Annotated in this window: 26 protein-coding genes; 12 read left to right on the plus strand and 14 right to left on the minus strand. The window is 44.2% G+C overall.

The window, feature by feature from the left end; genetic code table 11:
- Window positions 1–72: 72 nt before the first annotated feature.
- The 7 genes from ACN6NF_RS15050 (at window position 73) to ACN6NF_RS15080 (ending at window position 5,208) form a co-directional block, all read left to right on the plus strand.
- Entirely contained in the window at window positions 73–234 is a 162-nt protein-coding gene (locus tag ACN6NF_RS15050; protein WP_474318392.1) for a hypothetical protein, read from the plus strand.
- 454 nt (window positions 235–688) lie between these two features.
- Window positions 689–1,447, plus strand: coding sequence for a quorum-quenching N-acyl homoserine lactonase AiiA (gene aiiA / locus ACN6NF_RS15055; protein ID WP_474318393.1), 759 nt, complete (start codon window positions 689–691; stop codon window positions 1,445–1,447).
- Between the two features lie 14 nt (window positions 1,448–1,461).
- Window positions 1,462–2,187: an MFS transporter gene (locus ACN6NF_RS15060; protein WP_474318395.1), complete on the plus strand. Its 726-nt coding sequence runs from the start codon at window positions 1,462–1,464 to the stop codon at window positions 2,185–2,187.
- Window positions 2,188–2,211: 24 nt separating this feature from the next.
- Entirely contained in the window at window positions 2,212–2,784 is a 573-nt protein-coding gene (locus ACN6NF_RS15065; protein ID WP_474318397.1) for an MFS transporter, read from the plus strand.
- A gap of 45 nt (window positions 2,785–2,829) precedes the next feature.
- Window positions 2,830–4,218, plus strand: coding sequence for an amidase (locus tag ACN6NF_RS15070; protein ID WP_474318399.1), 1,389 nt, complete (start codon window positions 2,830–2,832; stop codon window positions 4,216–4,218).
- A gap of 29 nt (window positions 4,219–4,247) precedes the next feature.
- Complete coding sequence (locus ACN6NF_RS15075) at window positions 4,248–4,439, plus strand: hypothetical protein (protein WP_029515917.1); 192 nt, start codon at window positions 4,248–4,250, stop codon at window positions 4,437–4,439.
- A gap of 160 nt (window positions 4,440–4,599) precedes the next feature.
- Window positions 4,600–5,208, plus strand: a complete 609-nt coding sequence (locus tag ACN6NF_RS15080; RefSeq protein WP_061830913.1) for a TetR/AcrR family transcriptional regulator — start codon at window positions 4,600–4,602, stop codon at window positions 5,206–5,208.
- A 935-nt stretch (window positions 5,209–6,143) separates the two neighbouring features.
- On the opposite strand, the gene ACN6NF_RS15085 is transcribed toward ACN6NF_RS15080, so the two are convergent.
- The 4 genes from ACN6NF_RS15085 to ACN6NF_RS15100 all read right to left on the minus strand — a co-directional run bounded on the left by ACN6NF_RS15085 (window position 6,144) and on the right by ACN6NF_RS15100 (window position 9,996).
- Window positions 6,144–7,412 (minus strand): DNA polymerase IV, encoded by a 1,269-nt coding sequence (locus tag ACN6NF_RS15085; RefSeq protein ID WP_474318401.1) that lies wholly within the window; start codon window positions 7,410–7,412, stop codon window positions 6,144–6,146.
- 811 nt (window positions 7,413–8,223) lie between these two features.
- Window positions 8,224–8,979, minus strand: coding sequence for an NAD(P)-dependent alcohol dehydrogenase (locus ACN6NF_RS15090; RefSeq protein WP_474318403.1), 756 nt, complete (start codon window positions 8,977–8,979; stop codon window positions 8,224–8,226).
- A 317-nt stretch (window positions 8,980–9,296) separates the two neighbouring features.
- Entirely contained in the window at window positions 9,297–9,848 is a 552-nt protein-coding gene (locus ACN6NF_RS15095) for an SDR family NAD(P)-dependent oxidoreductase (RefSeq protein WP_474318405.1), read from the minus strand.
- Window positions 9,826–9,996: a hypothetical protein gene (locus ACN6NF_RS15100; protein WP_474318407.1), complete on the minus strand. Its 171-nt coding sequence runs from the start codon at window positions 9,994–9,996 to the stop codon at window positions 9,826–9,828. Before ACN6NF_RS15100 ends, ACN6NF_RS15095 begins: the two co-directional genes overlap by 23 nt.
- A gap of 155 nt (window positions 9,997–10,151) precedes the next feature.
- Here ACN6NF_RS15100 and ACN6NF_RS15105 point away from each other — a divergent pair, with 155 nt between their 5' ends.
- The 3 genes from ACN6NF_RS15105 (at window position 10,152) to ACN6NF_RS15115 (ending at window position 11,283) form a co-directional block, all read left to right on the plus strand.
- Window positions 10,152–10,502, plus strand: coding sequence for a hypothetical protein (locus ACN6NF_RS15105; RefSeq protein ID WP_474318409.1), 351 nt, complete (start codon window positions 10,152–10,154; stop codon window positions 10,500–10,502).
- Entirely contained in the window at window positions 10,475–10,630 is a 156-nt protein-coding gene (locus ACN6NF_RS15110) for a helix-turn-helix domain-containing protein (RefSeq protein ID WP_474319064.1), read from the plus strand. The genes ACN6NF_RS15105 and ACN6NF_RS15110 overlap by 28 nt, the downstream gene beginning before the upstream one ends.
- Before the next feature lie 281 nt (window positions 10,631–10,911).
- A complete protein-coding gene (locus ACN6NF_RS15115) occupies window positions 10,912–11,283 on the plus strand; it encodes a hypothetical protein (RefSeq protein WP_474318411.1) in 372 nt (123 codons plus the stop codon).
- A 2-nt stretch (window positions 11,284–11,285) separates the two neighbouring features.
- Here ACN6NF_RS15115 and ACN6NF_RS15120 read toward each other — a convergent pair whose 3' ends face one another.
- Entirely contained in the window at window positions 11,286–12,143 is an 858-nt protein-coding gene (locus ACN6NF_RS15120) for a GRP family sugar transporter (RefSeq protein WP_474318413.1), read from the minus strand.
- A gap of 136 nt (window positions 12,144–12,279) precedes the next feature.
- Complete coding sequence (locus ACN6NF_RS15125; protein WP_474318415.1) at window positions 12,280–13,119, minus strand: AraC family transcriptional regulator; 840 nt, start codon at window positions 13,117–13,119, stop codon at window positions 12,280–12,282.
- 288 nt (window positions 13,120–13,407) lie between these two features.
- Here ACN6NF_RS15125 and ACN6NF_RS15130 point away from each other — a divergent pair, with 288 nt between their 5' ends.
- Window positions 13,408–14,772: a glycoside-pentoside-hexuronide (GPH):cation symporter gene (locus tag ACN6NF_RS15130; RefSeq protein ID WP_474318417.1), complete on the plus strand. Its 1,365-nt coding sequence runs from the start codon at window positions 13,408–13,410 to the stop codon at window positions 14,770–14,772.
- Between the two features lie 379 nt (window positions 14,773–15,151).
- On the opposite strand, the gene ACN6NF_RS15135 is transcribed toward ACN6NF_RS15130, so the two are convergent.
- From ACN6NF_RS15135 to ACN6NF_RS15150, 4 genes are all read right to left on the minus strand, one after another.
- Window positions 15,152–15,439: a stage VI sporulation protein F gene (locus ACN6NF_RS15135; protein WP_013371835.1), complete on the minus strand. Its 288-nt coding sequence runs from the start codon at window positions 15,437–15,439 to the stop codon at window positions 15,152–15,154.
- Between the two features lie 111 nt (window positions 15,440–15,550).
- Window positions 15,551–17,599: an ATP-dependent DNA helicase RecG gene (gene recG, locus ACN6NF_RS15140; RefSeq protein ID WP_474318419.1), complete on the minus strand. Its 2,049-nt coding sequence runs from the start codon at window positions 17,597–17,599 to the stop codon at window positions 15,551–15,553.
- Window position 17,600: 1 nt separating this feature from the next.
- Entirely contained in the window at window positions 17,601–18,467 is an 867-nt protein-coding gene (locus ACN6NF_RS15145) for a DegV family protein (protein ID WP_474318421.1), read from the minus strand.
- Between the two features lie 48 nt (window positions 18,468–18,515).
- Complete coding sequence (locus ACN6NF_RS15150; protein ID WP_474318423.1) at window positions 18,516–20,300, minus strand: DAK2 domain-containing protein; 1,785 nt, start codon at window positions 20,298–20,300, stop codon at window positions 18,516–18,518.
- A 498-nt stretch (window positions 20,301–20,798) separates the two neighbouring features.
- On the opposite strand from ACN6NF_RS15150, the gene rpmB reads away from it, so the two are divergent.
- The gene (gene rpmB / locus ACN6NF_RS15155; protein WP_013310881.1) at window positions 20,799–20,987 is read left to right on the plus strand and encodes a 50S ribosomal protein L28; all 189 of its coding nucleotides are present in this window, start codon (window positions 20,799–20,801) and stop codon (window positions 20,985–20,987) included.
- Window positions 20,988–21,209: 222 nt separating this feature from the next.
- Here rpmB and spoVM read toward each other — a convergent pair whose 3' ends face one another.
- The 4 genes from spoVM to rsgA all read right to left on the minus strand — a co-directional run bounded on the left by spoVM (window position 21,210) and on the right by rsgA (window position 23,271).
- A complete protein-coding gene (gene spoVM / locus ACN6NF_RS15160) occupies window positions 21,210–21,290 on the minus strand; it encodes a stage V sporulation protein SpoVM (protein WP_010345573.1) in 81 nt (26 codons plus the stop codon).
- 142 nt (window positions 21,291–21,432) lie between these two features.
- Window positions 21,433–21,660 (minus strand): hypothetical protein, encoded by a 228-nt coding sequence (locus ACN6NF_RS15165; RefSeq protein ID WP_474318425.1) that lies wholly within the window; start codon window positions 21,658–21,660, stop codon window positions 21,433–21,435.
- 20 nt (window positions 21,661–21,680) lie between these two features.
- Window positions 21,681–22,349: a ribulose-phosphate 3-epimerase gene (gene rpe / locus ACN6NF_RS15170; RefSeq protein WP_474318427.1), complete on the minus strand. Its 669-nt coding sequence runs from the start codon at window positions 22,347–22,349 to the stop codon at window positions 21,681–21,683.
- A 4-nt stretch (window positions 22,350–22,353) separates the two neighbouring features.
- Complete coding sequence (gene rsgA / locus ACN6NF_RS15175) at window positions 22,354–23,271, minus strand: ribosome small subunit-dependent GTPase A (protein WP_474319065.1); 918 nt, start codon at window positions 23,269–23,271, stop codon at window positions 22,354–22,356.
- Between the last annotated feature and the right edge of the window lie 39 nt (window positions 23,272–23,310).

Consider the following 23,310-nt stretch of genomic DNA (forward strand, 5'->3'; position numbering starts at 1 on the left):
TTATAAACTCAACCAAAGTTCCTATCATGACACAATAAATTATATACTGGAATACTATCAATAGCAGTTCATATGAATGTATATAAGGAATTCATTACAACCACTGCTATGTATGAAAAAGGGCGAAAATTAGCTACAACTGAGCAGCAACAACAATATGAAAATATTATAAAGGGAGTGCTGACAAATGAAAAAAGCATTGGCGGCTATGTGCCTAGCAGTTGCGCTTTTTAGCGCTATCGTTCCAATTACTTCCCCTACTGAAACAGTTGTACCTTTCAACCACGGGGTAAACGGGTAGTTTGTTAAAAGAGGCTGTCCCAAAACTAAACAATTGAACGCCCTCACCAGAAAAATAGAATGATAATCGTAAAAAGCCAAGGACTAAGCGGTCTGTTTTCGCTTAGCTCCTTGGCTTTTGTCTTGCGTGGCTCTTTAGCCGCAAATACTCTTGCTCACTTTGATATCGCGATCCCCTTGGTTTTTGTACACTGCGGCTTTAACGCAGCCCCGTTGTTTCTTTGCACTCCACCTAGGCGACATTCTTAGCTTGGCGTATTGTTGCAGGTGTAAGGCTTTTGCCGAAGCCCAACCGCCGATGACAAATTGACATCGGACAATTTGTCCGATATAATCAAAACAAAACGGACAAACTGTCCGAATTTATAATATGAAGGGTGAAACTGGGATGTATATCAAAAGGTTGTATTTTTTACCTGTAGGTGAATGTTTCCTAGATCAATCGGCAGTTAATCGAACCCTTGCCCCCGGGAAATTAGTCGGAATGCCTGTGTGGTCTTTTCTATTGGAAACGACCAGCGGGCCGATACTCATCGATACGGGAATGCCCGACGCTTTTATCAACAATCCCGATTACTACAAGGGGACTAGACGTGAAGGGCGCGTCGTCCCCAACATGTCTGACGGCGACTCGATCGTAAATGTGTTAAAGCGTGTCGGTTATCGACCTGACGATATTCAAATGGTCATTAGCTCCCATTTACACTTGGATCATTCTGGGGGAAACGGGCATTTCCGCAATACGCCGATCCTTATTCAAAGGGCAGAGTATGATGCGGCCATAAACAATGAGGATTACTCTCCATTAGAGTGCAGGCTGCCCGATTTACAATATCAAATCATTGAGGGTGACCATGAATTGATTCCGGGGGTTCAAATTTTATTCACTCCGGGTCATTCCCCTGGCCATCAATCAGTCCTTGTCACAACGGAAAAGTCGGGTCCAGTGCTACTGACAATTGATGTTGCTTATACTCGGGAGAACTTCGAGAATAGCGTACCGTTCTTGACATTCGATCAAGAGATGGCTGCCAAATCGATTACTCGCATGCAGGAGTTAATTCAGGATGTTCGGCCGTCCTATGTTTTCTTGGGACACGATAGAGATCAGGCGCAAAAATGCCGCACCTTTCCTGACTTCCTGTAATGGAGGGACAGGCTATGGATACTCAATCAATGGCTTTATCCGGCAATGAGCGGAAATTAATGGGGACACTTTGCTTGCTCATTATTTTCGGAAACATCAATATGACCATGTTTAATTTGTCTATACCTTCGATTTCCGCTGACTTTGCCCTGACCTCCTCGCAGGTGAGCTGGGTTATGGTCGGTTACAGCATTTTGATGGCTATCAGCGCCGGTACTTACGGCAAGTTAACGGAGTCCTTTTCCTTTCGCCAGCTGTATGTCATTGGTTTAATCCTTTTAGCTTTCGGCTCTATGATCGGCTTTTTTGCAGCTTCATACCTTCAAGTCATCATTGGAAGACTGCTGCAGGCAGCAGGGGCCTCATCCATCTCTCCCCTGTCTTATGCGGCAGTAACCCTGTATTTTAAGCCTACAGTCAAGGGACGGGTGCTGGGAACCTTATCCGCCACAATTGCCTTTGCTTCCGGCTTCGGGCCTGTGTTCGGCGGTTTCGTGGAGCAATACTTTGGCTGGCGTGCTTTGTTCATCGTGTCCAGTCTGAGCCTATTTGTTATCCCTTTGATATTCAAGTATGTTCCTGACAAGAAACACGACCGCGGTTCATTCGATTTTCTCGGAGCTGTTTTGTTCTCCGCGGGACTGGCGTTGGCATTGCTAGGGGTTACGAACTATTGGTTTATGCTCATTGCAGGAGCAGCAGTTCTTCTATGGTTCGGTACTCATATTCAGAAAAAATAACATCCATTTATCGATGCATCTTTCATGAAAAATGCTCCTTACCGACGAATTCTAGGGATTGGATTCCTTACCTTCGTATGCAACACGGGGTTAACCTTTACTCTTCCTGTCATGATGAAGAATTCCTTTCATTTACCAACTAGTAAAATCGGTCTGCTGATGCTTCCCGGTGCCGCCTGTGCAGCCTTGCTCGGATCCCGGATCGGAGGTTGGACAGATCGTTTCGGAAGCTCCCGCGTGCTTGTCATATCGCAAAGTCTCGTCATTAGCGGATTTATACTACTGGGGGTATCCGTACATTTGCCGCCATGGATCGACGCTTTATTGATCATTATCCTTATGATTGGATTCAACGGTGTCCTCACCTCTAGCAGCAATTTAGTTTCGACGACACTCCGTTCGGCTGAGCTGGGTGTGGGGATGGGTATTTTCACACTGGCCTATCTCCTAGGCGGAGCATTCGGCCCTGCGCTGGTCGGCCGACTGATTGATTTAAAGATGCCTTTTTTTGTTGTTTATTTTACCATTTCCCTGTTGGCAATCCTGACATACTTATTCGCAAGAAAAGCAAATCCTAGCGGAAGCTATGGTAATTAGTTTGGTAGACTTACGACATGTCCGAAAGATACGGAGGATGAATAGATGAGTAAATTAAATTTCCAACTGTCCTTTGCTGCTATTCATGAGCTGGCCGAAGGGATCCGAACAAGGAAAATATCCCCGGTAGAGATTACAGAACATGCGCTTCACCGCATCGAACGTTTGAATCCGAAACTGAACGTTTTCGTTACCCAAACGTCCGAACTGGCGATTGAACAAGCGAAGCAATCGGAACGCGATATTATGCATGGTCGGTACAAAGGGCCTCTTCACGGGATTCCCATCGTTCATAAGGATCTATATTACACTAAAGGGATCCGAACAACTGCCGGTTCAAAAATATTGAACAGCTTCGTCCCCGATTACGATTCAACGGTTGCAGCTAAGCTACATGAGGCTGGAACAGTTCTGCTAGGCAAAGTACAGACTCACGAGTTCGCTGCGGGATTGACAACAACTAGCCCGCACTTCGGTCCTTGCCTCAATCCGTGGAACACTGAACTTGTAGCGGGAGGTTCAAGCGGCGGCTCGGCTTCTGCTTTAGCGGCTGGACTTACTTATCTGGGCACAGGCTCGGATACCGGTGGTTCGATCCGCATACCCGCTGCTTTGTGCGGTGTCGTAGGGATGAAGCCGACGTACGGTCGGGTCAGTCGGTATGGTATCATTCCAATGGCCTGGTCATTGGACCACTCGGGTCCGTTGACCCGCTGTGTCATGGATGCATCCCTGTGCTTGGATGTGATGTCTGGCTTCGATCCAAAGGATGAATCGACTGTCGATCTGCCTGCGCCAGGTATCAAGATGTATCCGAATGGTCTCAGGGGTGTGCGTATCGGATTACCGACAAGCTACTATTACGAGGATTTGATGCCGGAAGTGGAAGCTGCGATGAAGGCCGCTATCAATAAATTCCGAGAACTGGGAGCAGAAATCATCGAAGTTAGCCTTCCCCTGATCAAACATGTTAGAAGTGCGACGATGGCCATTATGATGACGGAAATGTACTCGAACCACGAGAAGTGGCTTGAGACAGAATTGGAACAGTATGGACCGGACGTCCGAATGTTTCTTGAAAGCAGTAAAGATATTCCGGCTTCCATTTACCTTCAGTCTCAGCGGGCCCGGCAACTAATTGTCAATGATTTTTTGAATGCATTGTCCGGAATCGACATCTTGTTGACGCCGGCAACACCGATCACTGCGCCGCGTGCAGATGATGATGCTAGTGTATTCAGATTGAACTCATTTACGGTTCCGACCAATTTGACTGGCTTGCCTAGCCTGAGCATGCCTTGCGGCTTCTCACCTTCCGGTCTGCCGATTAATATGCAATTGATTGGCCGCCCCTTCGAAGAAGCGACAGTACTAGGTATCGGCAATACTTATGAAATGAATACAGACTGGCACAAGAGACATCCGGATTTGTAAGCCTGACTATATTGGATGGAGGGTAATCTATGGATCAAAAGCAACTTAACTCTGAAGTTAGCAGGAAAGCATCAACCGAAACCGGAACAGATACGACGAGTGACAAGAAAAAAGCATACGAGCAGTTTATTCATACGATCGCAAGTTTAAAGGAACTGGACCTATCGGGCATTGAACCGCATTTGCCTCCAATTTACAAAAAGCACTATACCAAGAAATAAAAAAAGCTCATCGGTCACCTAAATGAATGTATTTTTAATTTTTCACGAAATGTATTATAATATGAAGACGGACAACATGTCCTATACACGAAAAACGGACATATTGTCCGTTTTTCGTGTTAAATAACAGTTAAATTAATGATGAAGGGAGATGTTTATGATGAATTCAGAATCGCAATCTGTCTCTCTGAAAATTCCCAGAGAGGAGTTAAACCGAAGACGAATTTTGGCGGCGGCTAGAGAACTTTTCATCAAAAACGGTGTTGACAATGTCAATATGCATCAGATTGCGAAGACTGCTGGAGTAGGACAAGCAAGCCTATACCGCCGCTACTCGGATAAGGGCGACATATGTCAGGAGATCGCGTATGAAGAATACCAACCTTTGTTTGATGAAGTTCAAGCATTTCTTGATCAATCCCCAGAAACCGCTGCCTTGGATCGGCTTTACCATGTAATCGTAAGATATGTCTCTTTTTTAGAGGCGAAAGTTCCTTGGCTCTGTGAGGTCAGCCGGGCCTCAACCGGGCATCGTCCGTTACAATCTCCGTTATGTCAATGGATGCGCAATATAAGCAGAAATCTGCTAAATGAGGCCGTTGAACAGGGAGACGTATCCGGGGTGGACATTTCATATACTATTGAAGCCCTGCTGGCCGTGCTTCACAATATCGATTACCATCTCCAAGATGAAGGCTTTACAAGCCAACGAGTTCTTGATGGATTACACCGCATATTTATTGAAGGTTTAAGAGCTAATAGACATTAATTGAGGGGCTGGCCACAAAGCCACATAACATGGATGAGGGATAGTCCTGCGTAACTCCTCTTTTTATCTCATAATGGTATATTGAATGTACAAAGAAACCATATCCTTTCAAATGGTCGGGTGGTACCTCCATTCTACCAGGAACGGTTTTTTCTTATTGTTTTACAATTGGAGAACAGGACGTCCCTAGTCATTTTTATGACTTATGGGACAACCCTTTTTTTCTGCCAATGGCTGCTAAGCGAATTGTCCGGATCGGACTTCCATGGCACGCTCTCCTTATTCGGTCTTCTTATCATCAGCAGCGCTCTTTCGTCTACTTCCTGTAGGCTTCGTAGCAGCAGGCTTAGTAGCCTGAGAATCCATGGAGAACAAGCAGGTTTTCATCTTATGTATTCCAAAATTGCAGTTGAAGAGATTTGTACAGCACTTGGGGATTTTATTAAAATTTAGTCTATCTTTCTCCTTACGGATATACAGTAATACTTCGGGTATAGATTTATATAAAGTATGGTAAAATCCCCCCGTGTATTCTAATACTGTACAAACTGTTATCCGGCCGGCTTTTGGAGCAAATCGGAAATCACGAAGTCTACATCAGCCTTATATTTGTTGATTCTTTCCTGTCTTAGTTTTTCTTTAGTTTCTTCATATATAGGATAGATATAGTAAATAGAAACACAAAAAAACCAATAGAAACAAGACTTTTTTCTACTGGTTTAAAAATGTCTCAAACATATACCCAAAAATGTCTCAGTTATCAACCAAATCAGTCTCAATTATTACCGTTACTCACAATTACTAGAGCCAACTGGTGGGCATTATTCACATTTAGACGTAACTTACTTTTAAATTATTGATTTATGGCACTATCCCTAAAGTAGCATTCTATATGCTTAGTGATAGATACTGGTTTTTTACTTATCCCGGACTGTTTATTTATAATGCCCCCCGATTTTTAGGGATCTCTCTAGTGCCTGACCAGCTTGGGTCAAAGAGGACGCTCTTACGATAGCTGCGCTACCATAGCGTTCTTTAATTTTATCTGTTGCTTCTTCCAGGGAGCGGATACGCTCATGATCCTCAAAGAAGGAAAGTTGATAAGTTTGGTCGTCAACCAACCCACTTAAAGTGACACCTAAGCGTCGTATCGGCATACCATTCCAAAAATTATAAAATATTTTTTTTGCTGCGTTGTACACTTTATTCGTATTGCTAGTCGGATCTGTAAGCTTCATTTGCCTGGAAAATCCGGTGGGAGCCTCATATGGGCTACATGTACAACTAACAGTCACGACAGAGCCCATGCACCCCTTACGACGACTGTCTCGACAAACTTCTTCCGAGAGTTCAAGCAGGACGGTCTCTACTTCATTTGGTTCCAAATAATCTTGGGGGAGGGTCATCATATGGCTTACCGACTTTTGTGGAGAACTGAAGGTATACGGAGCTACAGGACTCTCATCTACACCATTGGCTGTTTTCCACATGACCTCCGCCTGTATATCCGACTGTTTTCCAAAACGAGCGCGAAATTTAGACTTAAGATCTGGTAGAGACGTTCTAGCGATATCACCAATGGTTGTCATACCAAGCCGCTCAAAATGGGACGACATCCGCGAACCTACCCCAAACATTTTATTAACTGGCTGTGGCCAGAGCAGCTGCTCTAATTCTGCCTTGGGCAGCGTGAATATACCGCTTTTAATTTTTTTAGCCCAAATATCGGTTGCGCTTTTGGCAAGAACCTTATTGGAACTGATTCCTATTCGTACCCAAACGCCGGTTTGTAAAAGAACCTTCTTTTGAATTTCTCTTGCAATGGTTAAAGAATCTCCAAAAATTTTAAAACTACCCGAAATGTCCAGAAACTGCTCATCAATACTAAACACCTCTACCAGGTCGGTGTATTCCTTGTATATATCCGTAATTGCTAACGAGACATCGATATAGTGTTTCATACGGGGACGGACGATCACAAGCTCAGGGCACTTCTTGAGGGCTTCACCGAGCCGCTCTGCTGTAGACACCCCGAAACTTTTGGCCATAGGACATGCTGCTAAAATAATTCCAGACCTGCGTGCAGGATCGCCTGCTACCGCAAGCGGTTTATTTTTATACTCTGGGTAGGAAGCTTTTTCTACACTGGCATAAAAAGACTGGCAATCCGCCAAAAGAATTGTCCGCTCAGTTGTTTTAGTCATGCTGCACCCTCCAAAAAAAGCGATCATATACACACGAACATATATTCTTATTTATTATAAGACCAAACATTAGTTCTGTATTCAGGTAATTTATAGGATTATGTAAATTATTCATCAAAGATTGGGTATTTGGTACGAGCGTGGATAATCACATGGATTTGAACCTTGTTCTAGACATTTACAATCAGGGGATGAGGATCGGACGGAATTCTGGTTGGCTGGGCTTCATCTTTTAAATGTTAATAAAGTTTATTCAAGAACATAAATAAAGTACCAATGTATAACATTTTATCTTGTCTTGAAAAAGCGGAAACTTGGTGTACACATTTAAATTCAATTAAAAAAGACTTTCTTCAACGATGTCGTAGGTACATTACCACTGTATGGACTGAATTCCATGACATTTATAGTTCCCTGTGTACTTTTAATTTCTTGAAAAGCTCTAGTAAGCTGTGCTTTGTTAGTAATATCCGCAGCAAAACCTTGAGCCTCAATTCCCAATTTAGTTAATTGCTCAGTATACTGGTCAAGTTTCGTTTATGTTCTTGAAATCATAGCGATACGAAATCCGTGTTTACCAACGTCTTAGCCAGTGAAAAGTCCAATCCGGGATCTGCACCAACTATGACCAATGTTATCAATGCAAATTCACTTCTTCTCTTTTTAAATTCTTATAAGCTAATTTACTTGCGTATTTATAAATTAGAAAAGCGGACGAACAGCAATTCGTCCGCTCTATTGTAAGTCCTGTCTTGCAGATAAGGTGCTTTTGATGATGTTTGGTCTATTGAGTTATCCTCGAAAATACGACTTAAAAGGTAGATGTATCAATAACAAATCGATATCGTACATCATTTCGGATAAGTCGCTCAAAAGCTTCGTTGATTTGATTGGTGTGAATTACCTCAATTTCAGGGACAATACCATGTTCTGCGGAGAAATCAAGCATTTCTTGGGTTTCAAGAAGATCGCCTCCAGGCGTTGCTGCAATTCTGCGACGACCCATAAGCAAACTAAGCGTGTTAAATTGGTTCGGCTTGCCGGAATCACCAATGATAACAAACGTACCATTTATATTAAGCATAGATACGTAAGCATCTAAATTAAGACTTGCAGAGGTCGTGTTGAAAATCACATCAAATTGACTAGCTAGCGTCGAGAATGTGTCAGGATCGTTCGTTGCATAGTAATGATCAGCGCCAAAACTTAGCGCATCGCTCTTCTTATCCATTGTCTGACTCAAGGCTGTAACTTCAGCTCCTAATGCATGGGCATATTTGATAGCTAGGTGGCCGATACCTCCTATACCAACGATAGCGACTTTTTTGCCTGAGCCTACTCCCCAATGTTTCAAAGGATAGTAAGCCGTAGCTCCTGCACAGAGTAGTGGACTGGCAACATCTAAGCCCAAACTATCTGGGATCTGGAGAACGTAATTTTGCTGGCATACACCACTATACTTAATATCGATTAGAACATCATCTGGGCGCAGTTCCCTCCGTTCAATCATCGTCCGTTCAAATGGCGCATTCGCACTGGGAACACTCAATGCATGAACTTTACACATACTTGTTATACCCCTTTCATTTTTCATATTATATATTTCAGATATCAGCTAAATTGTTGTATTTGAATTGTATTCGTATCCCTACCTCATCCCCCTTCATACACTAATTCCAGCCTACACTTAGGTACAGCGTGAAAACGCATCTAGGTTGTCTTAATGGATACTAATAGTTTAAAACTCCAGATCTATGGTTAACATAGCCTGATTACAGATAAAGTTGTCCCTATTACTGATTATTAGGAAAGAAGATGAATACAAAAAGCCCCTCAACTTCAGGGAAGCAGAGGGGGCAAATAATATTTTTCCATACGTATTCATTATATATATGGGCTAATAACCTTTTGGCAATAATCCCAAACCTTTATTTCGTTTTCTACAGAATAATATCGATCCCGTGTTTTTTCCTCCTTCATGTTACCAAAGAATTTTCCGTTAACTTTTTCAACTTCCTGGGAGGTGGCCAAATATACGGTTGTAGCCGCCCCTTTTTCAGGGGTACTCATGAATGGAAATACCAACTTAAACACCATATTGTTAATAAAACCTTTATCGTTGTATTGTCCAAATCTAGTCGCAACTGCACCAGGATGTAACACGTTCGCAGTTATATTTTTCAGTCCCCTTCTCATTAGTTCAGCTGACCAGTGTCTTGTGATCCAAATCGTATACAATTTGGAGGATGCATACGCACCGAATGAGGTGTAGTTCTTTTCCAACTGTAAATCGCTGAAATCTGGTTTTTTGGCAATCCTATGTGTTGCGGAAGAGGTATTAATGATCCTTGCTGAGGGGCTTTTTGAAAGAACATCTAATAATAACTCTGTTAAGAGCAATGGTGAAAATACATTAAGGGTCATTGTCTTTTTCAAGTCCCTCCTTGGTTAGCTCCCTCTCTTTACTGAATATAGCACCAGCATTGTTAATCAGGGCATCCAACCGATCGTATTTCTGTTTAAAAGCTACAGCCATGTGTTTGACCTCAGCAAGAGAAAACAAATCACCTGTTATAATGTCCACCTTATTGTTGCCTGATGGCTGGATGCTTTGTGTTCATCCTGACATGATCAGAGGAACCACGCTATGGTCAAAAATATCCGAGTACAGCTTTTTTGAATACGAAGCAAATGAAGCCTTGCAGCTCTCTGAACAAGAGAGAGACGATTGAACGTATAGTGAAGAATATTGAGGATGAATACAGTAAAAATATAGACCTTTACACGAAAGAACTCGTTGTGTCCAATTTAGAATTACTCTTAAATTACGCTAAACGCTTTTATGGCAGGCAATTTATCACTAGAACAATGGTTTATAAAGACGCCGTCACCAAGTTCGAAGAGCTTTTAAATGAACAGTGTACAGTGGATATTATTGAAAGATCAGGTACACCGAGTGTAAAAGGCCTTGCTCAAGCAATGGGGTATTCACCTAATTATCTTTCGGACATGCTAAAAAAGAAACCGGTAGAACAGCTCAGGATTTTATCAAATCCAGGGTACTGGAACTTGCAGAAAACTTGCTTTTAACGACTAAAGAGCCTATTCATCAAATTGCTGAGAAGCTTGGATTTGAACAGCCTTCTAGCTTCACAAAATTTATAAAAACGCACTTAGGTATGAGTCCAATGGAGTTCAGAAGGCAGCATTTGGTATGAATAAAATTAAAGAAGGGTTTGCCCCTATGTTTATTTGAGGCAAGCCTTTTTCCTAATGTTCATCCTATCCATTGAAATAGAATAAAAACATTATGTTGACACTTTTTGGGCCTCTCAAAACTGTAGACCATCATCGAATTTATTAATTATTACAAAACACAACTAAATAAGCTTGTCCGAATAACACACCTATCTTAAATACCTGTAATCAGGAAGTATGCGCAATGAAATTTCCGCCATGTACAAAGCTGGTCTGTCACATATATTTATGCACCACATTTATGACTGTAGTAAAGTACAGCAAACCGATGACCTTTCTATTATTTATAAAACTGCTTTTACAGCGGGAGATGTTATTTCAATCTCAAAAGCTACTCACCAGAAAACTACTTCCTTTGACAGTGGTTGCGCGTCCTATGACCGCTGTTAAACACAAAATTCCAAAAACTCTATGCAAATGGTTAACCATTCACATAGAGTTTTCTCATTATCGTTTACTTGCGAAAGCCAATATTTTTAATATTTCTCAATATTTCCGCCTCGGTCAGCCGCAATCTGTAGCTTGCAGCGCTGGACGAGAACGGGTACGCTACAAGCTATTTCAAAAGGTACAGTTTTTTAATCAGCGTATCCCGCTAATATTCAATTACTAATCTCAGAGCTTGACCAGGCTAATCAATCCCACCCCGACCATGATTACCGTAATTCCGGCCAGTAGACGAAGCCATTCTCGGGGACTCTTCTTTTCCCTGAAAATCAGAATACTGCCAACGCAGGAGATAGCGATACTCGCCTGAGAGATCGGAAAACTGGCAGCGACCCCAATAAGCCCATTCGAAATAAATAACGCCAAATTCGCTAAGCTCCACGACAAACCCGTAGACAAATTGCGCAGCACCTGAATCAGATGGAGCTTCTGCCCTCCCTTGCAGTTCATTAAAAGCGCTGAACACAGCATGCCAAGTGATTGCGGTAAGATGACCGACAGACCGGAGACATGAAAGATTTGATTAATAATAACATACAAGGTTAAGGCTATACCCGAACAAACCAACATGACAAGAATTTGAAGGGGTAAAGGCTTGGACAAACCACTTGATCTCCCCTGATAGCTCGTCAGCAAGATGCCAGACAAAATAAATATAAGCGCTGCTAATCCAATACCAAATTGGTACCCGGTCGTCCATTCGCTCAAGATCAGCGCTGCAAAAAGCGTCGTTCCCATGAGCTGCAGCCCGCAAATAATAGGAATGGCCGTTGAAACGTTTACTTTCTGAAAAGCCTGAAATTGAAGCAACTGTCCTACGGACCAAAACACACCAGAGACAAAGCTCACAACAAATGGTGTGACTTGAAAGTTAACAGGTGAGTACGAATACAGGCATAGTGCGAACAATACGGCACCGATGACCGTCCCCGTCAGTTGCTCGCGAGGACTGGCTTTTGTCAGTTGCGCCAGTATTGGCATGAATCCCCAGCCTATGGCTGGAATAAAGGCAATGAGTGTATCCACATACAGTTCCCCTCTCGTAAAGTGAGTTTTTCCATGCAATCCTTTAAAATACCATGCAGGAAAAACCAACAGCTTTACGATATCAAAATACTCCCACCTGAATCACCAGTATTTTTAGAAGATATATATAGCAAAATCAAAGAATATTTTCACGATAAGCGCTGGGGGAAATGCCCATCATATTTTTAAATGCCCGCGAAAAGGTCAGTTGATCCGAGTAACCGACCGAATTGGAGATTACTTGAATGGAGTAACTGGTATCCTGTAACAGCTCGCATGCCTTTTTAATCCGAATGTTCATTAAATACTGCTTCGGTGTTTCTCCAATTTCCTGCTTAAAAACAGAGGTCAAGTAATTCGGGTGAAGCCCGAGATACTCTGCCACCTCACTGATTTGAATGCCACCGTTGTAGTTTTTCTCCATATAGTTGATGGCTTGAACTGAATAAGGAAGCTCTTCTTTCACAGGCATCGTTTCACCTGATTCATGGACCAGCTTGGCGAGAATATGGTACAAATATCCCTGAATAGCCAAGGATGAAGAAAGTGTATTATTCCCTATACGGAGCATTTCAAGAATGGTCGAATGAAAAAAAGTGATGTCTCCGATACTTACCACATACGGATTATCCTGAACAAGGGAGATGTTCTGCAAGTACATTTCGGATTTGATCCCCATAAACCCCACCCAGCTGTACTCCCATGGCTCGTACTCATCAGCTTGATAATAAGCGGCCTTATTGGCAGGGATTAAAAAAGCCTGTCCCTTCTCTATGTTATATGTTTCCTTATCTAACACCAGCTTGCCTCTACCCTTTAATACAAAGTGAATAAGATTGAAATCCCTGGCGATAGGCCCGAAATCCTGGTTGGGAGAACAAGGCTCCGAGCCACAATTATACAGAATTAAATCTGTAATATTTTTATGTTTTGAACTGGTACGTGTATCTACAAATTGAATCATATTGTCACCCATCCCTAACCTCCATGCTTCAGAATTTTATAGTTAACCAAGGGCGGTGTCCTCGTAACAAATATAGCATAAATTAAGAAACATATCATAAGGCCTAAAATGAAACCTTGGTCCGTAAATGTATACAATAATCTTTGTTTTTACTATCTTCTACTTTAGAAAAATCATGTACTCATGCCACAGCTTTTGTTATTCTGTATCTCAAGCACCTCAAGATAACGCTTACAAGTTTTCATTACAAAACATCATCACAGCCTGTTATGATCGTCAATTTTTGAAAGGGGTTAAAACATGCTTACTTCTGCATCTGTAAAAAGTAATGACAAAGTCAGTTTAAAAACACTAATCTCTTACTCACTGAGTAGTTATGGGATGAATGTTATTTACAATTTGACCGCCGTTTATCTTATGTTCTTCTACACTGACAGCTTTGGATTGAATGCGCTTGCAGTCGGGACATTGCTGATGGTGGCACGGGTGATTGACGCGGTAGTTGACATCTTTATCGGCATTGCAGTCGACAACACGAATACGCGTTGGGGGAAATTTAGGCCTTACATGTTCATCGGGGCTTTCTTGGTAACACTCACCACCTTGGCGCTCTTCCTTAGTCCGGATCTTTCTTCCGCGGGGAAGCTAGTTTATGCCTATGTTACCTATATCGCTTGGAGCATTAGTTATTCCATATTGGACATTCCGTATTGGTCACTGTCCGCCGCCATAACCAAAGATGCTGCAGAACGAACCAAAGTCGTGACTGTCCCTCGTACGGTTGCAAGTGCTGGCTTGTGGACGGTCAATGTCGTAGCGCTTCCTCTCGTCCATTTTTTCAACGGCTGGGCTGGAGCGGTTGCTGTACTTTGTGGCCTGTTCTTCGTCTGCATGATGTTTACGGTATTTGGCGTAAAAGAAAAACACGTAGTACCTCGACATGAAAAACAAACGTTAAAAGGAGTACTCCGCCTTTTCTTTATTGAAAACCGACCTTTGCGGCTGTTGATCATCTCGTTTTTTATTATCGAAATGACCGCCAACATCCGTAATGCGTTTACTCTGTATTATTTCAAATACAACCTAGGTGCTGAAGCATTCATTCCACTGTTTATGGGACTAACCGTAGGCTTTCAAATCGCAGGCAACGTCGCAGTTCCGTTCATTGCCAAGTGGATCGGTAAAAAAGGCACTAGCATAGCAGGAGTGCTAATCACCTCCATATCCATGATAGCTCTTTTCTTCTGCGGCAACTCTATTGTTCTTGTTTTTATTCTCAGCTGTATCATTTCTTTTGGCGTGGGGCTGAACTATGTTGTCATGTCCACAATGCTAGCAGATTGCGTCGATTATGGAGAGTGGAAAACAGGAAACAGATCAGAGGGGATGGTTTTCTCAGCTAACGTTTTTCGGGCCAAATTGGCGGCCGCAATCGGTAGCGCCGTGGGTGGTTATGCGCTAGCGTTGGCGGGTTATCAACCCAATATAGTCCAAACAAATACAACCCTTATTTGGCTCACACTACTATTTACGATTATTCCGGGGGTTCTAACATTTCTCTCCGTATTTCCAATGAAGAACTATGAGCTGACGGAAACAATGAACAGAAAAATTGTCCAAGAGGTTCGGGCAAGACGGGAACAAGGTGAACCATCCGTACAGTAACCGGATTCTAGTCCTTATGAACTTACCCAAGTCTGAACAGAAGCTGAACTGCATACCTAGACCAATTTGACCGTTTTATCGAACGTAACCACCGCCCTGTGTCTATCTGCGAATTTCAATTATCAGGAGACGGGGCAGAGAGCATTCTCTGCACTGAACAACGGTACGTCCAGGTGTTAGGCCATGGAACGGTCTATCAAGATTGGCGGTCATTACAAATAGGTTTTCATACCAAGACTACTGCCTATTACCCGGGGAATGAAATACAAAAACCTAAAATAAAGCCAAAAAGGATTGCCTAACATCAGGCAATCCTTTTTTTTATCTATGCTTCACATAAAACATAGAAAGTGCTTTGAAGCCCCACTTCGAACAGCAATCAACGGAACATCCCCCATAGCTTGATCAGATGGAACGTATTGGACGGATCAATTTTTTGTGCCAATACGAAAGCGGTCAGTTGCTCCTCCTGTGTAGCCGTCAATCGCTCGTTTAAAATAGCAGAAGTGGTCTTCACAAGATGACGCACTTTAGCTTTGTTTTGCAGATCTGCTTTGGTCACGCCCTCGATCTGCTGCTTAACTCGCTCCTTAAGCACACGATTTTTCATTTTTAACTTAATCCGCTCCACCAGTTGCGGACTAATTCCATATTGCTGATAGCTCAATGTTGCCACACCTCCCATATCATTCGGTCATTCCCAAATATATGACGGCTAGCCTGTCCATTGTACCTATCTGTTAGAAACGTTTAGAACATCCTCATCATTCATGGTGAGTCAGTCGATAAGATCCCCTTGGAAAATCTGCTCTTTTTGCAAATAACTGCGAAGTGCTTCATACTGTGGAGATGTCCAAAAAGAGGACTCCTTGATTAGATCAGTTGCATCCTCACGTGCCTTTTCCAGCACTTCAAAATCCGCTACCATATCTGCTAACCGGAACTCGGGCAACCCGCTCTGCTTGGTACCAAAAAAGTCCCCCGGTCCTCTCAAATCCAGATCGCGTCTAGCAACCTCAAAACCATCGTCTGTATCGGTCATAACCTTCATTCGCTCCTGGCCAACCTCCGACTTAGGATTAGCGATCAGTACACAGTACGAGGCATGTGCGCCCCTTCCGACACGTCCACGTAACTGATGTAACTGGGACAATCCAAAGCGATCTGCATCCATAATGATCATTAGCGTCGCATTGGGCACATCTACCCCCACCTCTACAACCGTAGTTGAAACGAGTAGCTGAACCTCATTTGCATAGAAGGAACGCATAACTTCTTCCTTTTCTGCAGGAGTCATTCGTCCGTGCAACAGCCCAACGCGATAATGTGGAAAAGCCTGCTGCATTTGGATATGCAGATCAATGGCATTCTGTACATCCAGCTTCTCTGACTCTTCAATCAACGGACAAATCAGATAAGCCTGCCGTCCCTGATCTACCTCACGAGAAATAAAACCAAGCACTCGATCCATCAGCTCGTGCTTCACCCAATACGTAGAAATTGGAATCCGTCCCTTTGGCCGCTCTGATATTGTAGAAACATCCATATCACCAAAAGCAGTAATCGCCAGCGTACGCGGGATCGGTGTGGCCGTCATGGTCAGCACATCGGGATTGTAGCCCTTGCGGCGCAATACACTACGCTGGTTGACTCCAAACCTGTGCTGCTCATCCGTTACAACAAGTCCAAGATGGCGGAAATACACATCCTCCTGAATAAGAGCATGCGTGCCCACCACAATATCCAGCAGACCCATTTGAAGAGCGGCAAGCAACTCCTTACGCTTCTTCCCAGATGTACTTCCTGTCAGTAACCCCACGCTGATTCCAAAGGGTTCAAACAGCTTGTGAAGCGACCGCATATGCTGCTCGGCCAATATTTCGGTTGGTACCATCAGCGCTCCTTGAAAACCGGATCGTACTGTTGCAAATAAACCAATGGCGGCAACGACTGTTTTCCCCGATCCAACATCCCCTTGAAGCAGACGGTTCATACAATAAGGTGAGCGTAGATCATGCAGTATTTCAAGCTCAACCTTCTTCTGTGCATCCGTTAATTCAAAGGGCAAAGCCCTCACAAATTCACGGATCGTGGCGTTATCCACCGTATGCACCACCCCGTCCGCTCGACCACGATTTAACGCTCGGAATGCCTGCATTTTCAGCTGGAATAAAAATAGCTCCTCATACACCATCCGTCGCCTAGCCTCTTGTCCCTCTCGATTGTCCTGAGGTTGGTGTATACCCGCAATGGCCTGCTTGCGCGGCATCATACTATACTTGCGTACCAGCAGATCTGGCAATATCTCGGGAATCATTTCACCAAACTGTTGGAGCGTCTGATTCATTGTTTTTCGCATCCAGCTTTGCGTAATCTTGCCACCTATAGAATACACCGGTTGAAGTGTCCCCGAACGGGCCACTCCTTTATCAGGGAACTCAGAATCTGCAACAGTCATCTGCATTCGCTTAAGATCCCATTTCCCAGTCACCACAATTTCACGACCTGAGGTTAGCTGATCCTTCAAGAAATGCCGATTAAACCATGTTGCAGTAAACATCCAATCCTCAGCCATCAATTTACAAGTCAACCTTGATTTGCGTCCGTAACGCTGAAGCACTGGTAGACCCATAATTTTTGCCTGTACTGTAATCTTATCTCCGTCCTTCACTTCGCTTAGCGAGCGCAGTCGGTAATCTTCATACCGAAACGGATAATATTCCAGCATATCTTGCACGTTAGAAATGCCAAAAGCGTGAAGCTCCCCTTCTTTGAGAGCACTCACGCCGTGTATTTGTTTTAATGGTATTTGATCCAATTGCAGCATATTACCTCTCATCTCCGGCCGGCCATGCAAAAATACCAATCGTTCCTGGTCCCACATGTGTTCCGATCACAGCGCCAAGTTCAGTATATATTTGATCTCCCAACTCAAAATGCTCTGCCAGCTGAGCCACGAACGCTTCTGCCGCTGAGCGATCTGCCGTATGACCCACAGCAATATTAATTTTTTGGCCTTTTAAATCCCGCTCCAGCAGTTCAATAATTCGTGCTGTCGCTTTTTTATGCCCTCTCGCCTTATCAGCCGAATAAATAATACCTTCTTTGTCAATCGAAAGAATTGGCTTAATGTTAAGCAAAGTACCAACCATAGCCGCTGCCTTGCCAATTCGTCCACCTTTTTGCAAGTATTCCAGTGTATCCACCAGGAAATACAAACAACGGCGTTCTCCAAGACGTTCCACACCCTGAATAATTTCAGCCGGGGATTGCCCGGCAGCTGCCAGCTCTGCGGCGTAAACCACGAGCATACCGTATCCGTACGAGGCCGACTTGGAATCTATAACGGTCACTCTATCTTCATGCTTTTCCAACATCGATTTGCCCAGCAGAGCGGACTGATACGTTCCGCTCACACCGGAGGATAAATGGATAGAGATAACCTGGCTCTCGGGGTTTTGCTCTAACAGGTCCGTGTACGTCTCCAAAAAACGGGCTGGTGATGGCTGTGACGTTGTAGGCAGTTCATCAGCCCGTACCAGTTCGCTGTAAAACTGTGCAGCTGACATCTCAATACCGTCCAGATAAGCTGTGCTACCGAACATCACCGTCAGTGGTACAATGACTATGCCGAGACGATCTGCTAATTCCTGTGGAATATCAGCCGTGCTATCTGTCAAAATGATAGTTCTCATCAGTCAGACCTCCTTTGTAGTGGACTACCATGGGCGTGCTAAAGCACATCAGGTTTCCACTGAGAACAGATAAGGATAAATCGGCTGACCACCTTCATGAACTTCCACTTCAACATCCGAATAATTTTCTTGAAGCCATGCAACAAGCTGATCTGTCTCTTCTTGTTTTGCGTCCGAACCTGTAAGAATCGTAACAATATCATCGCCATTTACCAGCATTTTTGCCAGCAAAAGACGGGATGTTGCCATTAATTGCTCCGCAGTCGCCACAATTTTAGAATCCTGAATACCAATGTAGTGGCCCGCTGTAATATGCAGATCATCAAGTGTCGTATCCCGTACTGCATAGGTCACTTGTCCAGACTTCACACGGGTAACTGCGTCCCGCATATTATCTTGATTTACCTCAAAAGCTTCTTCCTCTTGGAAAGCAAATGCTGCTGCAATGCCCTGAGGAATTGTTTTGCTCGGAATAACCGACACCAAACGTTCCACCTCTAGCAATTCACGCGCTTGTTCAGCCGCCAGGATTATATTGGAATTATTCGGTAGAATAAAAATATGTTGAGCCGCAATCGAGCGAGCCGCATTAACGAAGTCCTCTGTGCTCGGATTCATCGTCTGACCACCCGAAAGGACAACATCAACACCCAAGCTTCTGAAAATATCAGCAATCCCTTCTCCAGAAGCCACAGCTATAAAGCCAAAGGGTGCCAGCTCATGAGCTGGAGGCTCAGATGGCTCCTCCTCACGTACAGGCTCTGTTGGTATTTCAGCAAACCACTCAGGCTCAGGAGCACCATCCATACCTGCCGACAACAAATCACGATGCTGCTCGCGCATATTCAAAATTCGAATCTGTGTAATTTCCCCGTAACGCAGCGCAAGATTCAAGACTTCACCTGGAGCCTTCGAATGCACATGAACCTTGATGACATCATCATCCGATATAACGATAATCGAATCACCATCTACTGACAACGCTTTCCGGAAAGCTTCCTCATCAAAATTTGTACCTTGCACTTCGCCCAATTGTCGATTAATAAAAAACTCCATATCATACAAAAATTCAATATTCTCCGTTTCGAGCTTCGCCTGCGCAGAAATCGGCGCATCTGGGGAAGGAGCAACAGGCGCAGCAGTAGGTCTCTCCGATACATGAGGAGCAAAAACCGGGCGTACACTATCGCCTTTTGAAGTTGGAGATGTCACCAAGCCGCTTCCAAGATGCTGCATAAACCCTTCATAAATATACACAAGCCCTTGTCCACCCGAGTCTACAACCCCTACTTGCTTCAGTACAGGGAGCATGTCCTGCGTCATAGCAAGTATTTCCTTTGCTTTGGCAAGCACTTCTTCCATCAGTTCTGTGATGTCGTTCGTCCGGCGCGAGAAAAACACAGCATGTCTGGCCGCTTCCTTCGCCACGGTAAGAATTGTACCCTCCACCGGCTTAACCACCGCCTTGTAGGCCGCATCCACCCCGCTCTGCAATGCCGATGCGAACTGAAGGGTATTCAATTCCTCGTATGGGGCAGCGTAACGGCTAAAGCCGCGGAACAATTGAGACAGGATAACCCCTGAATTGCCGCGGGCCCCCATCAGCAAGCCTTTGGATAAGATGCCGGACATGACACCGATGGAGGAAGAATCTCCCCTCTTCAATTCCGTTACGCCCGCGCTCATCGTCAGATTCATATTGGTTCCCGTATCACCATCTGGCACCGGAAATACATTTAGTGAATTGACATGCTCCGCATGCTGCTGTAATTGTTCCGCCCCGGCTAAAACCATCGCGGTAAAGTCTGTTCCATTCAAAGAACGATTACTCAAGAGAATTCCCCTTCCTAGCTTAATACAATTGTTTTACAATCCATCTTCACAACACTTGTTCAAGGTTTAATTGAATTATACTAAAGCCAGGCGACGAATACGAATGTCACCCTTTCGTAAGCTTCCGTAACCATCCCCTGGTTTCTTTCCACAGCTCATATAATATGAAAAACCAGTCAACTGCCCAACAAAAAATCATTGGCCGGAATGATGATTATGGTCCCGCCTCTGAACTGCCCGGCATGACTGGAATAAGAATTCACATTCCATTAAAAAACAAGATAGTCGCAGCAATAGCTATCCCATATTGTACTATAATGCGAAAGAGAAATAAATAAAGTTTTTGAATCAGTTGACGGAGCTTTTTTGACTATGATATTATATTTAAGTATTGTTTTGTTCAGGTTAGTGACTTATAAAGTCCGGCTGACTCAGTCGGCCTGAAGAGCGACCCATTCCATATGGAGTTTGGTTATTTTCAGAATAGGAGGTGGAATCATGTCTCGTAAATGTTCTGTAACAGGCAAAAAGCCTGGCAGCGGTAACCACGTATCTCACGCTAACAACCGTAATCGCCGTACTTGGGGCGTCAACGTACAAAAAGTTCGCATTCTCGTTAACGGTAAACCGAAACGCGTTTATGTCAGCACTCGTGCATTGAAAGCCGGTAAAGTGACTCGCGTGTAGTCGTAAAAAAATATCGTTATAAACAAAAGGCACCTCGTTTTAAACGGGTGCTTTTTTGATTATTCGAATAATATCCCACTGATTCAGGAGGACAAAATGTCAGGCACCTTCCCGCGCGTTCCTGTCGTTTATTGCCAAGCTATCTATCTGCTATGCTCGGGAAGCGTGCCCCTGTGTACCTTTGGTTTTCATCCTACAACCTGTGTTAATGTTGCTTTGATTTCAGTTCTTCTGGAATGTATTCAAAATGGCTTTGACGAATCCACCCAGAAATTTTGGCAGCTTGATTGTGTAAAACTTCATGCCTCACCCTCCCCATCATCCTCCTGCATCCGTTCTCTGTAGTTTATGCAACCTGTCAAGGGTTGTTGCCCCACAAAAAAAGGCTACATGAGAATCCCGCTCATGTAACCATATTTATGCACAACCATCCCAGGCTATACCATCAGACAAGTCCTCGAACATAGAGATATGCTGAGAGTATAAAAATAAACAGAATATAATAAAGCACACTGCACACCACAAAACCGATACGCAAACCACGCCGTTCATTTTTACGAAAATAAAACAGAACAATAAGAACAGCCAAAAGTGAAAGTATGGCATTCCAAGGCGTCTTCACTAGCGAGAAACAACTGAGTGTCAAACCGGTCAGCATGCTCGCTAAGGCCATCCACAGTGCTTCAGTTAGCTTCACTTGGACAAATGAGCGACACTATCGCGAATAGCAGCAATAGCCGCTGCACGGTCTGCTTTGCCGTACACTGCACTGCCTGCCACTAACACGTTAGCACCCGCTTCAAATACGGCTGGTGCCGTCTCCTCCGCAATACCTCCGTCCACCTCGATATGTACGTCTGGACGACCCAATTCGTTCAACCAAGCACGGATTTGTCTGATTTTATTCAACGTCTCTGGAATGAAGGACTGGCCCCCAAAACCAGGGTTAACCGTCATCACAAGAATCATATCCACATTGGGCAGCACTTCCTTGATCGCGTATGGTGAAGTCCCCGGATTGAGAGCCACTCCCGCCAGAGCGCCTTGCTGCTTGATCATGTGAAGGACACCATGCAAATGAACACAGGCCTCCGCATGAACCGTGATGATATTAGCTCCTGCCTTTACAAAATCACTAATATAACGTTCAGGCTGCTCAATCATTAGATGAACGTCCAGTGGGAGAGTTGTATGCGGCCGAATAGCCTGAACGATGGGGGGACCCAGTGTAATATTGGATACAAAATGGCCATCCATAACATCCACATGAATCCAGTCTGCTCCTGCTGCTTGGGCTTCCGCAACTTCACTGCCCAGACGAGCAAAATCAGCGGATAAAATCGACGGTGCTATTTTTAACATATGCTCAATACCTCCGCTTTTTTTCTTTTAATTCCTGATGAAACTGCAGATAGCTATCATATCGTCCCTGTGAAATATGTCCTTCTTCCAAGGCCTCTCTTACTTTACAGCCAGGTTCGTGAATATGCGTACAACCCCGAAATTTGCATCCTTCCGCATATTGTTGGAATTCTCGAAAACAAGGCGATAACTCATCCACACCCAGCTCTAAAAAATCTAGTTGGCTGAATCCCGGCGTATCTGCTACAAACCCACCGTTGTCTAAAGGAATCAGCTCCACATGGCGAGTCGTATGTCTTCCTCGTCCCAGCTTATTGCTTATGGCGCTCGTCTCCAGCGTTAACCCGGGCTCCAAAGCATTAAGCATGGAGGACTTTCCTACACCTGACTGACCGGAAAACACGCTGATTTGGCCGGCCAGCAGCTTCTTAAGCTCAGCTGTACCCTCACCAGTACGGGCGCTGGTTACCAACACCTCATAACCGATCTTCCGATACATTTCCTGCACCATCAGCACCGTATCATCCTCTGAAGGGCTGCCTTCATACAAATCGCGCTTGGTCAGACAGATAATCGTATCCAGTCCGGCGTGCTCAATATGGACTAAAAATTTGTCCAGTAAAGGCAGGTTTAAATCCGGCTCACGCAGGGAAAACAGAAGTACGGCCAGCGTGGTATTAGCCACTGGAGGGCGAATTAGCTCCGTCGTACGCTTTCTAATCTCCTTGACCATACCTTCCCCGTTCTCAGTCAGTTCGTAAACAACCCGATCACCGACAAGGGGCGTAATCTCTTTTTTCTTGAAAAGGCCACGTGCTCTGCATTGTACCGTAGCTTCGCCGGATACCGGACGCCCATCCTGATCCAGGCTGGAGACATAATAATATCCGCTAAGCGCCTTGACGATCAGACCTTCAGGCATGTGTAAGATGTCCTCCTTCATAATGTTCAAGTTTCATTT

The organism is Paenibacillus sp. TSM33, assembly GCF_056099025.1.

What these genes read in the sequence shown, in the direction of transcription:
- spoVM (WP_010345573.1), bottom strand. Translation starts at nt 21,290, where the DNA reads ATGAAGTTTTACACAATCAAGCTGCCAAAATTTCTGGGTGGATTCGTC.
- recG (WP_474318419.1), bottom strand. Translation starts at nt 17,599, where the DNA reads ATGCTGCAATTGGATCAAATACCATTAAAACAAATACACGGCGTGAGT.
- rsgA (WP_474319065.1), bottom strand. Translation starts at nt 23,271, where the DNA reads ATGCCTGAAGGTCTGATCGTCAAGGCGCTTAGCGGATATTATTATGTC.
- ACN6NF_RS15070 (WP_474318399.1), top strand. Translation starts at nt 2,830, where the DNA reads ATGAGTAAATTAAATTTCCAACTGTCCTTTGCTGCTATTCATGAGCTG.
- ACN6NF_RS15125 (WP_474318415.1), bottom strand. Translation starts at nt 13,119, where the DNA reads ATGGGTGACAATATGATTCAATTTGTAGATACACGTACCAGTTCAAAA.
- ACN6NF_RS15115 (WP_474318411.1), top strand. Translation starts at nt 10,912, where the DNA reads ATGACTGTAGTAAAGTACAGCAAACCGATGACCTTTCTATTATTTATA.
- rpe (WP_474318427.1), bottom strand. Translation starts at nt 22,349, where the DNA reads ATGTTAAAAATAGCACCGTCGATTTTATCCGCTGATTTTGCTCGTCTG.
- ACN6NF_RS15085 (WP_474318401.1), bottom strand. Translation starts at nt 7,412, where the DNA reads ATGACTAAAACAACTGAGCGGACAATTCTTTTGGCGGATTGCCAGTCT.
- ACN6NF_RS15130 (WP_474318417.1), top strand. Translation starts at nt 13,408, where the DNA reads ATGCTTACTTCTGCATCTGTAAAAAGTAATGACAAAGTCAGTTTAAAA.
- ACN6NF_RS15080 (WP_061830913.1), top strand. Translation starts at nt 4,600, where the DNA reads ATGAATTCAGAATCGCAATCTGTCTCTCTGAAAATTCCCAGAGAGGAG.
- ACN6NF_RS15060 (WP_474318395.1), top strand. Translation starts at nt 1,462, where the DNA reads ATGGATACTCAATCAATGGCTTTATCCGGCAATGAGCGGAAATTAATG.
- ACN6NF_RS15145 (WP_474318421.1), bottom strand. Translation starts at nt 18,467, where the DNA reads ATGAGAACTATCATTTTGACAGATAGCACGGCTGATATTCCACAGGAA.
- ACN6NF_RS15075 (WP_029515917.1), top strand. Translation starts at nt 4,248, where the DNA reads ATGGATCAAAAGCAACTTAACTCTGAAGTTAGCAGGAAAGCATCAACC.
- ACN6NF_RS15065 (WP_474318397.1), top strand. Translation starts at nt 2,212, where the DNA reads ATGAAAAATGCTCCTTACCGACGAATTCTAGGGATTGGATTCCTTACC.
- rpmB (WP_013310881.1), top strand. Translation starts at nt 20,799, where the DNA reads ATGTCTCGTAAATGTTCTGTAACAGGCAAAAAGCCTGGCAGCGGTAAC.
- ACN6NF_RS15090 (WP_474318403.1), bottom strand. Translation starts at nt 8,979, where the DNA reads ATGTGTAAAGTTCATGCATTGAGTGTTCCCAGTGCGAATGCGCCATTT.
- ACN6NF_RS15165 (WP_474318425.1), bottom strand. Translation starts at nt 21,660, where the DNA reads ATGGCCTTAGCGAGCATGCTGACCGGTTTGACACTCAGTTGTTTCTCG.
- aiiA (WP_474318393.1), top strand. Translation starts at nt 689, where the DNA reads ATGTATATCAAAAGGTTGTATTTTTTACCTGTAGGTGAATGTTTCCTA.
- ACN6NF_RS15050 (WP_474318392.1), top strand. Translation starts at nt 73, where the DNA reads ATGAATGTATATAAGGAATTCATTACAACCACTGCTATGTATGAAAAA.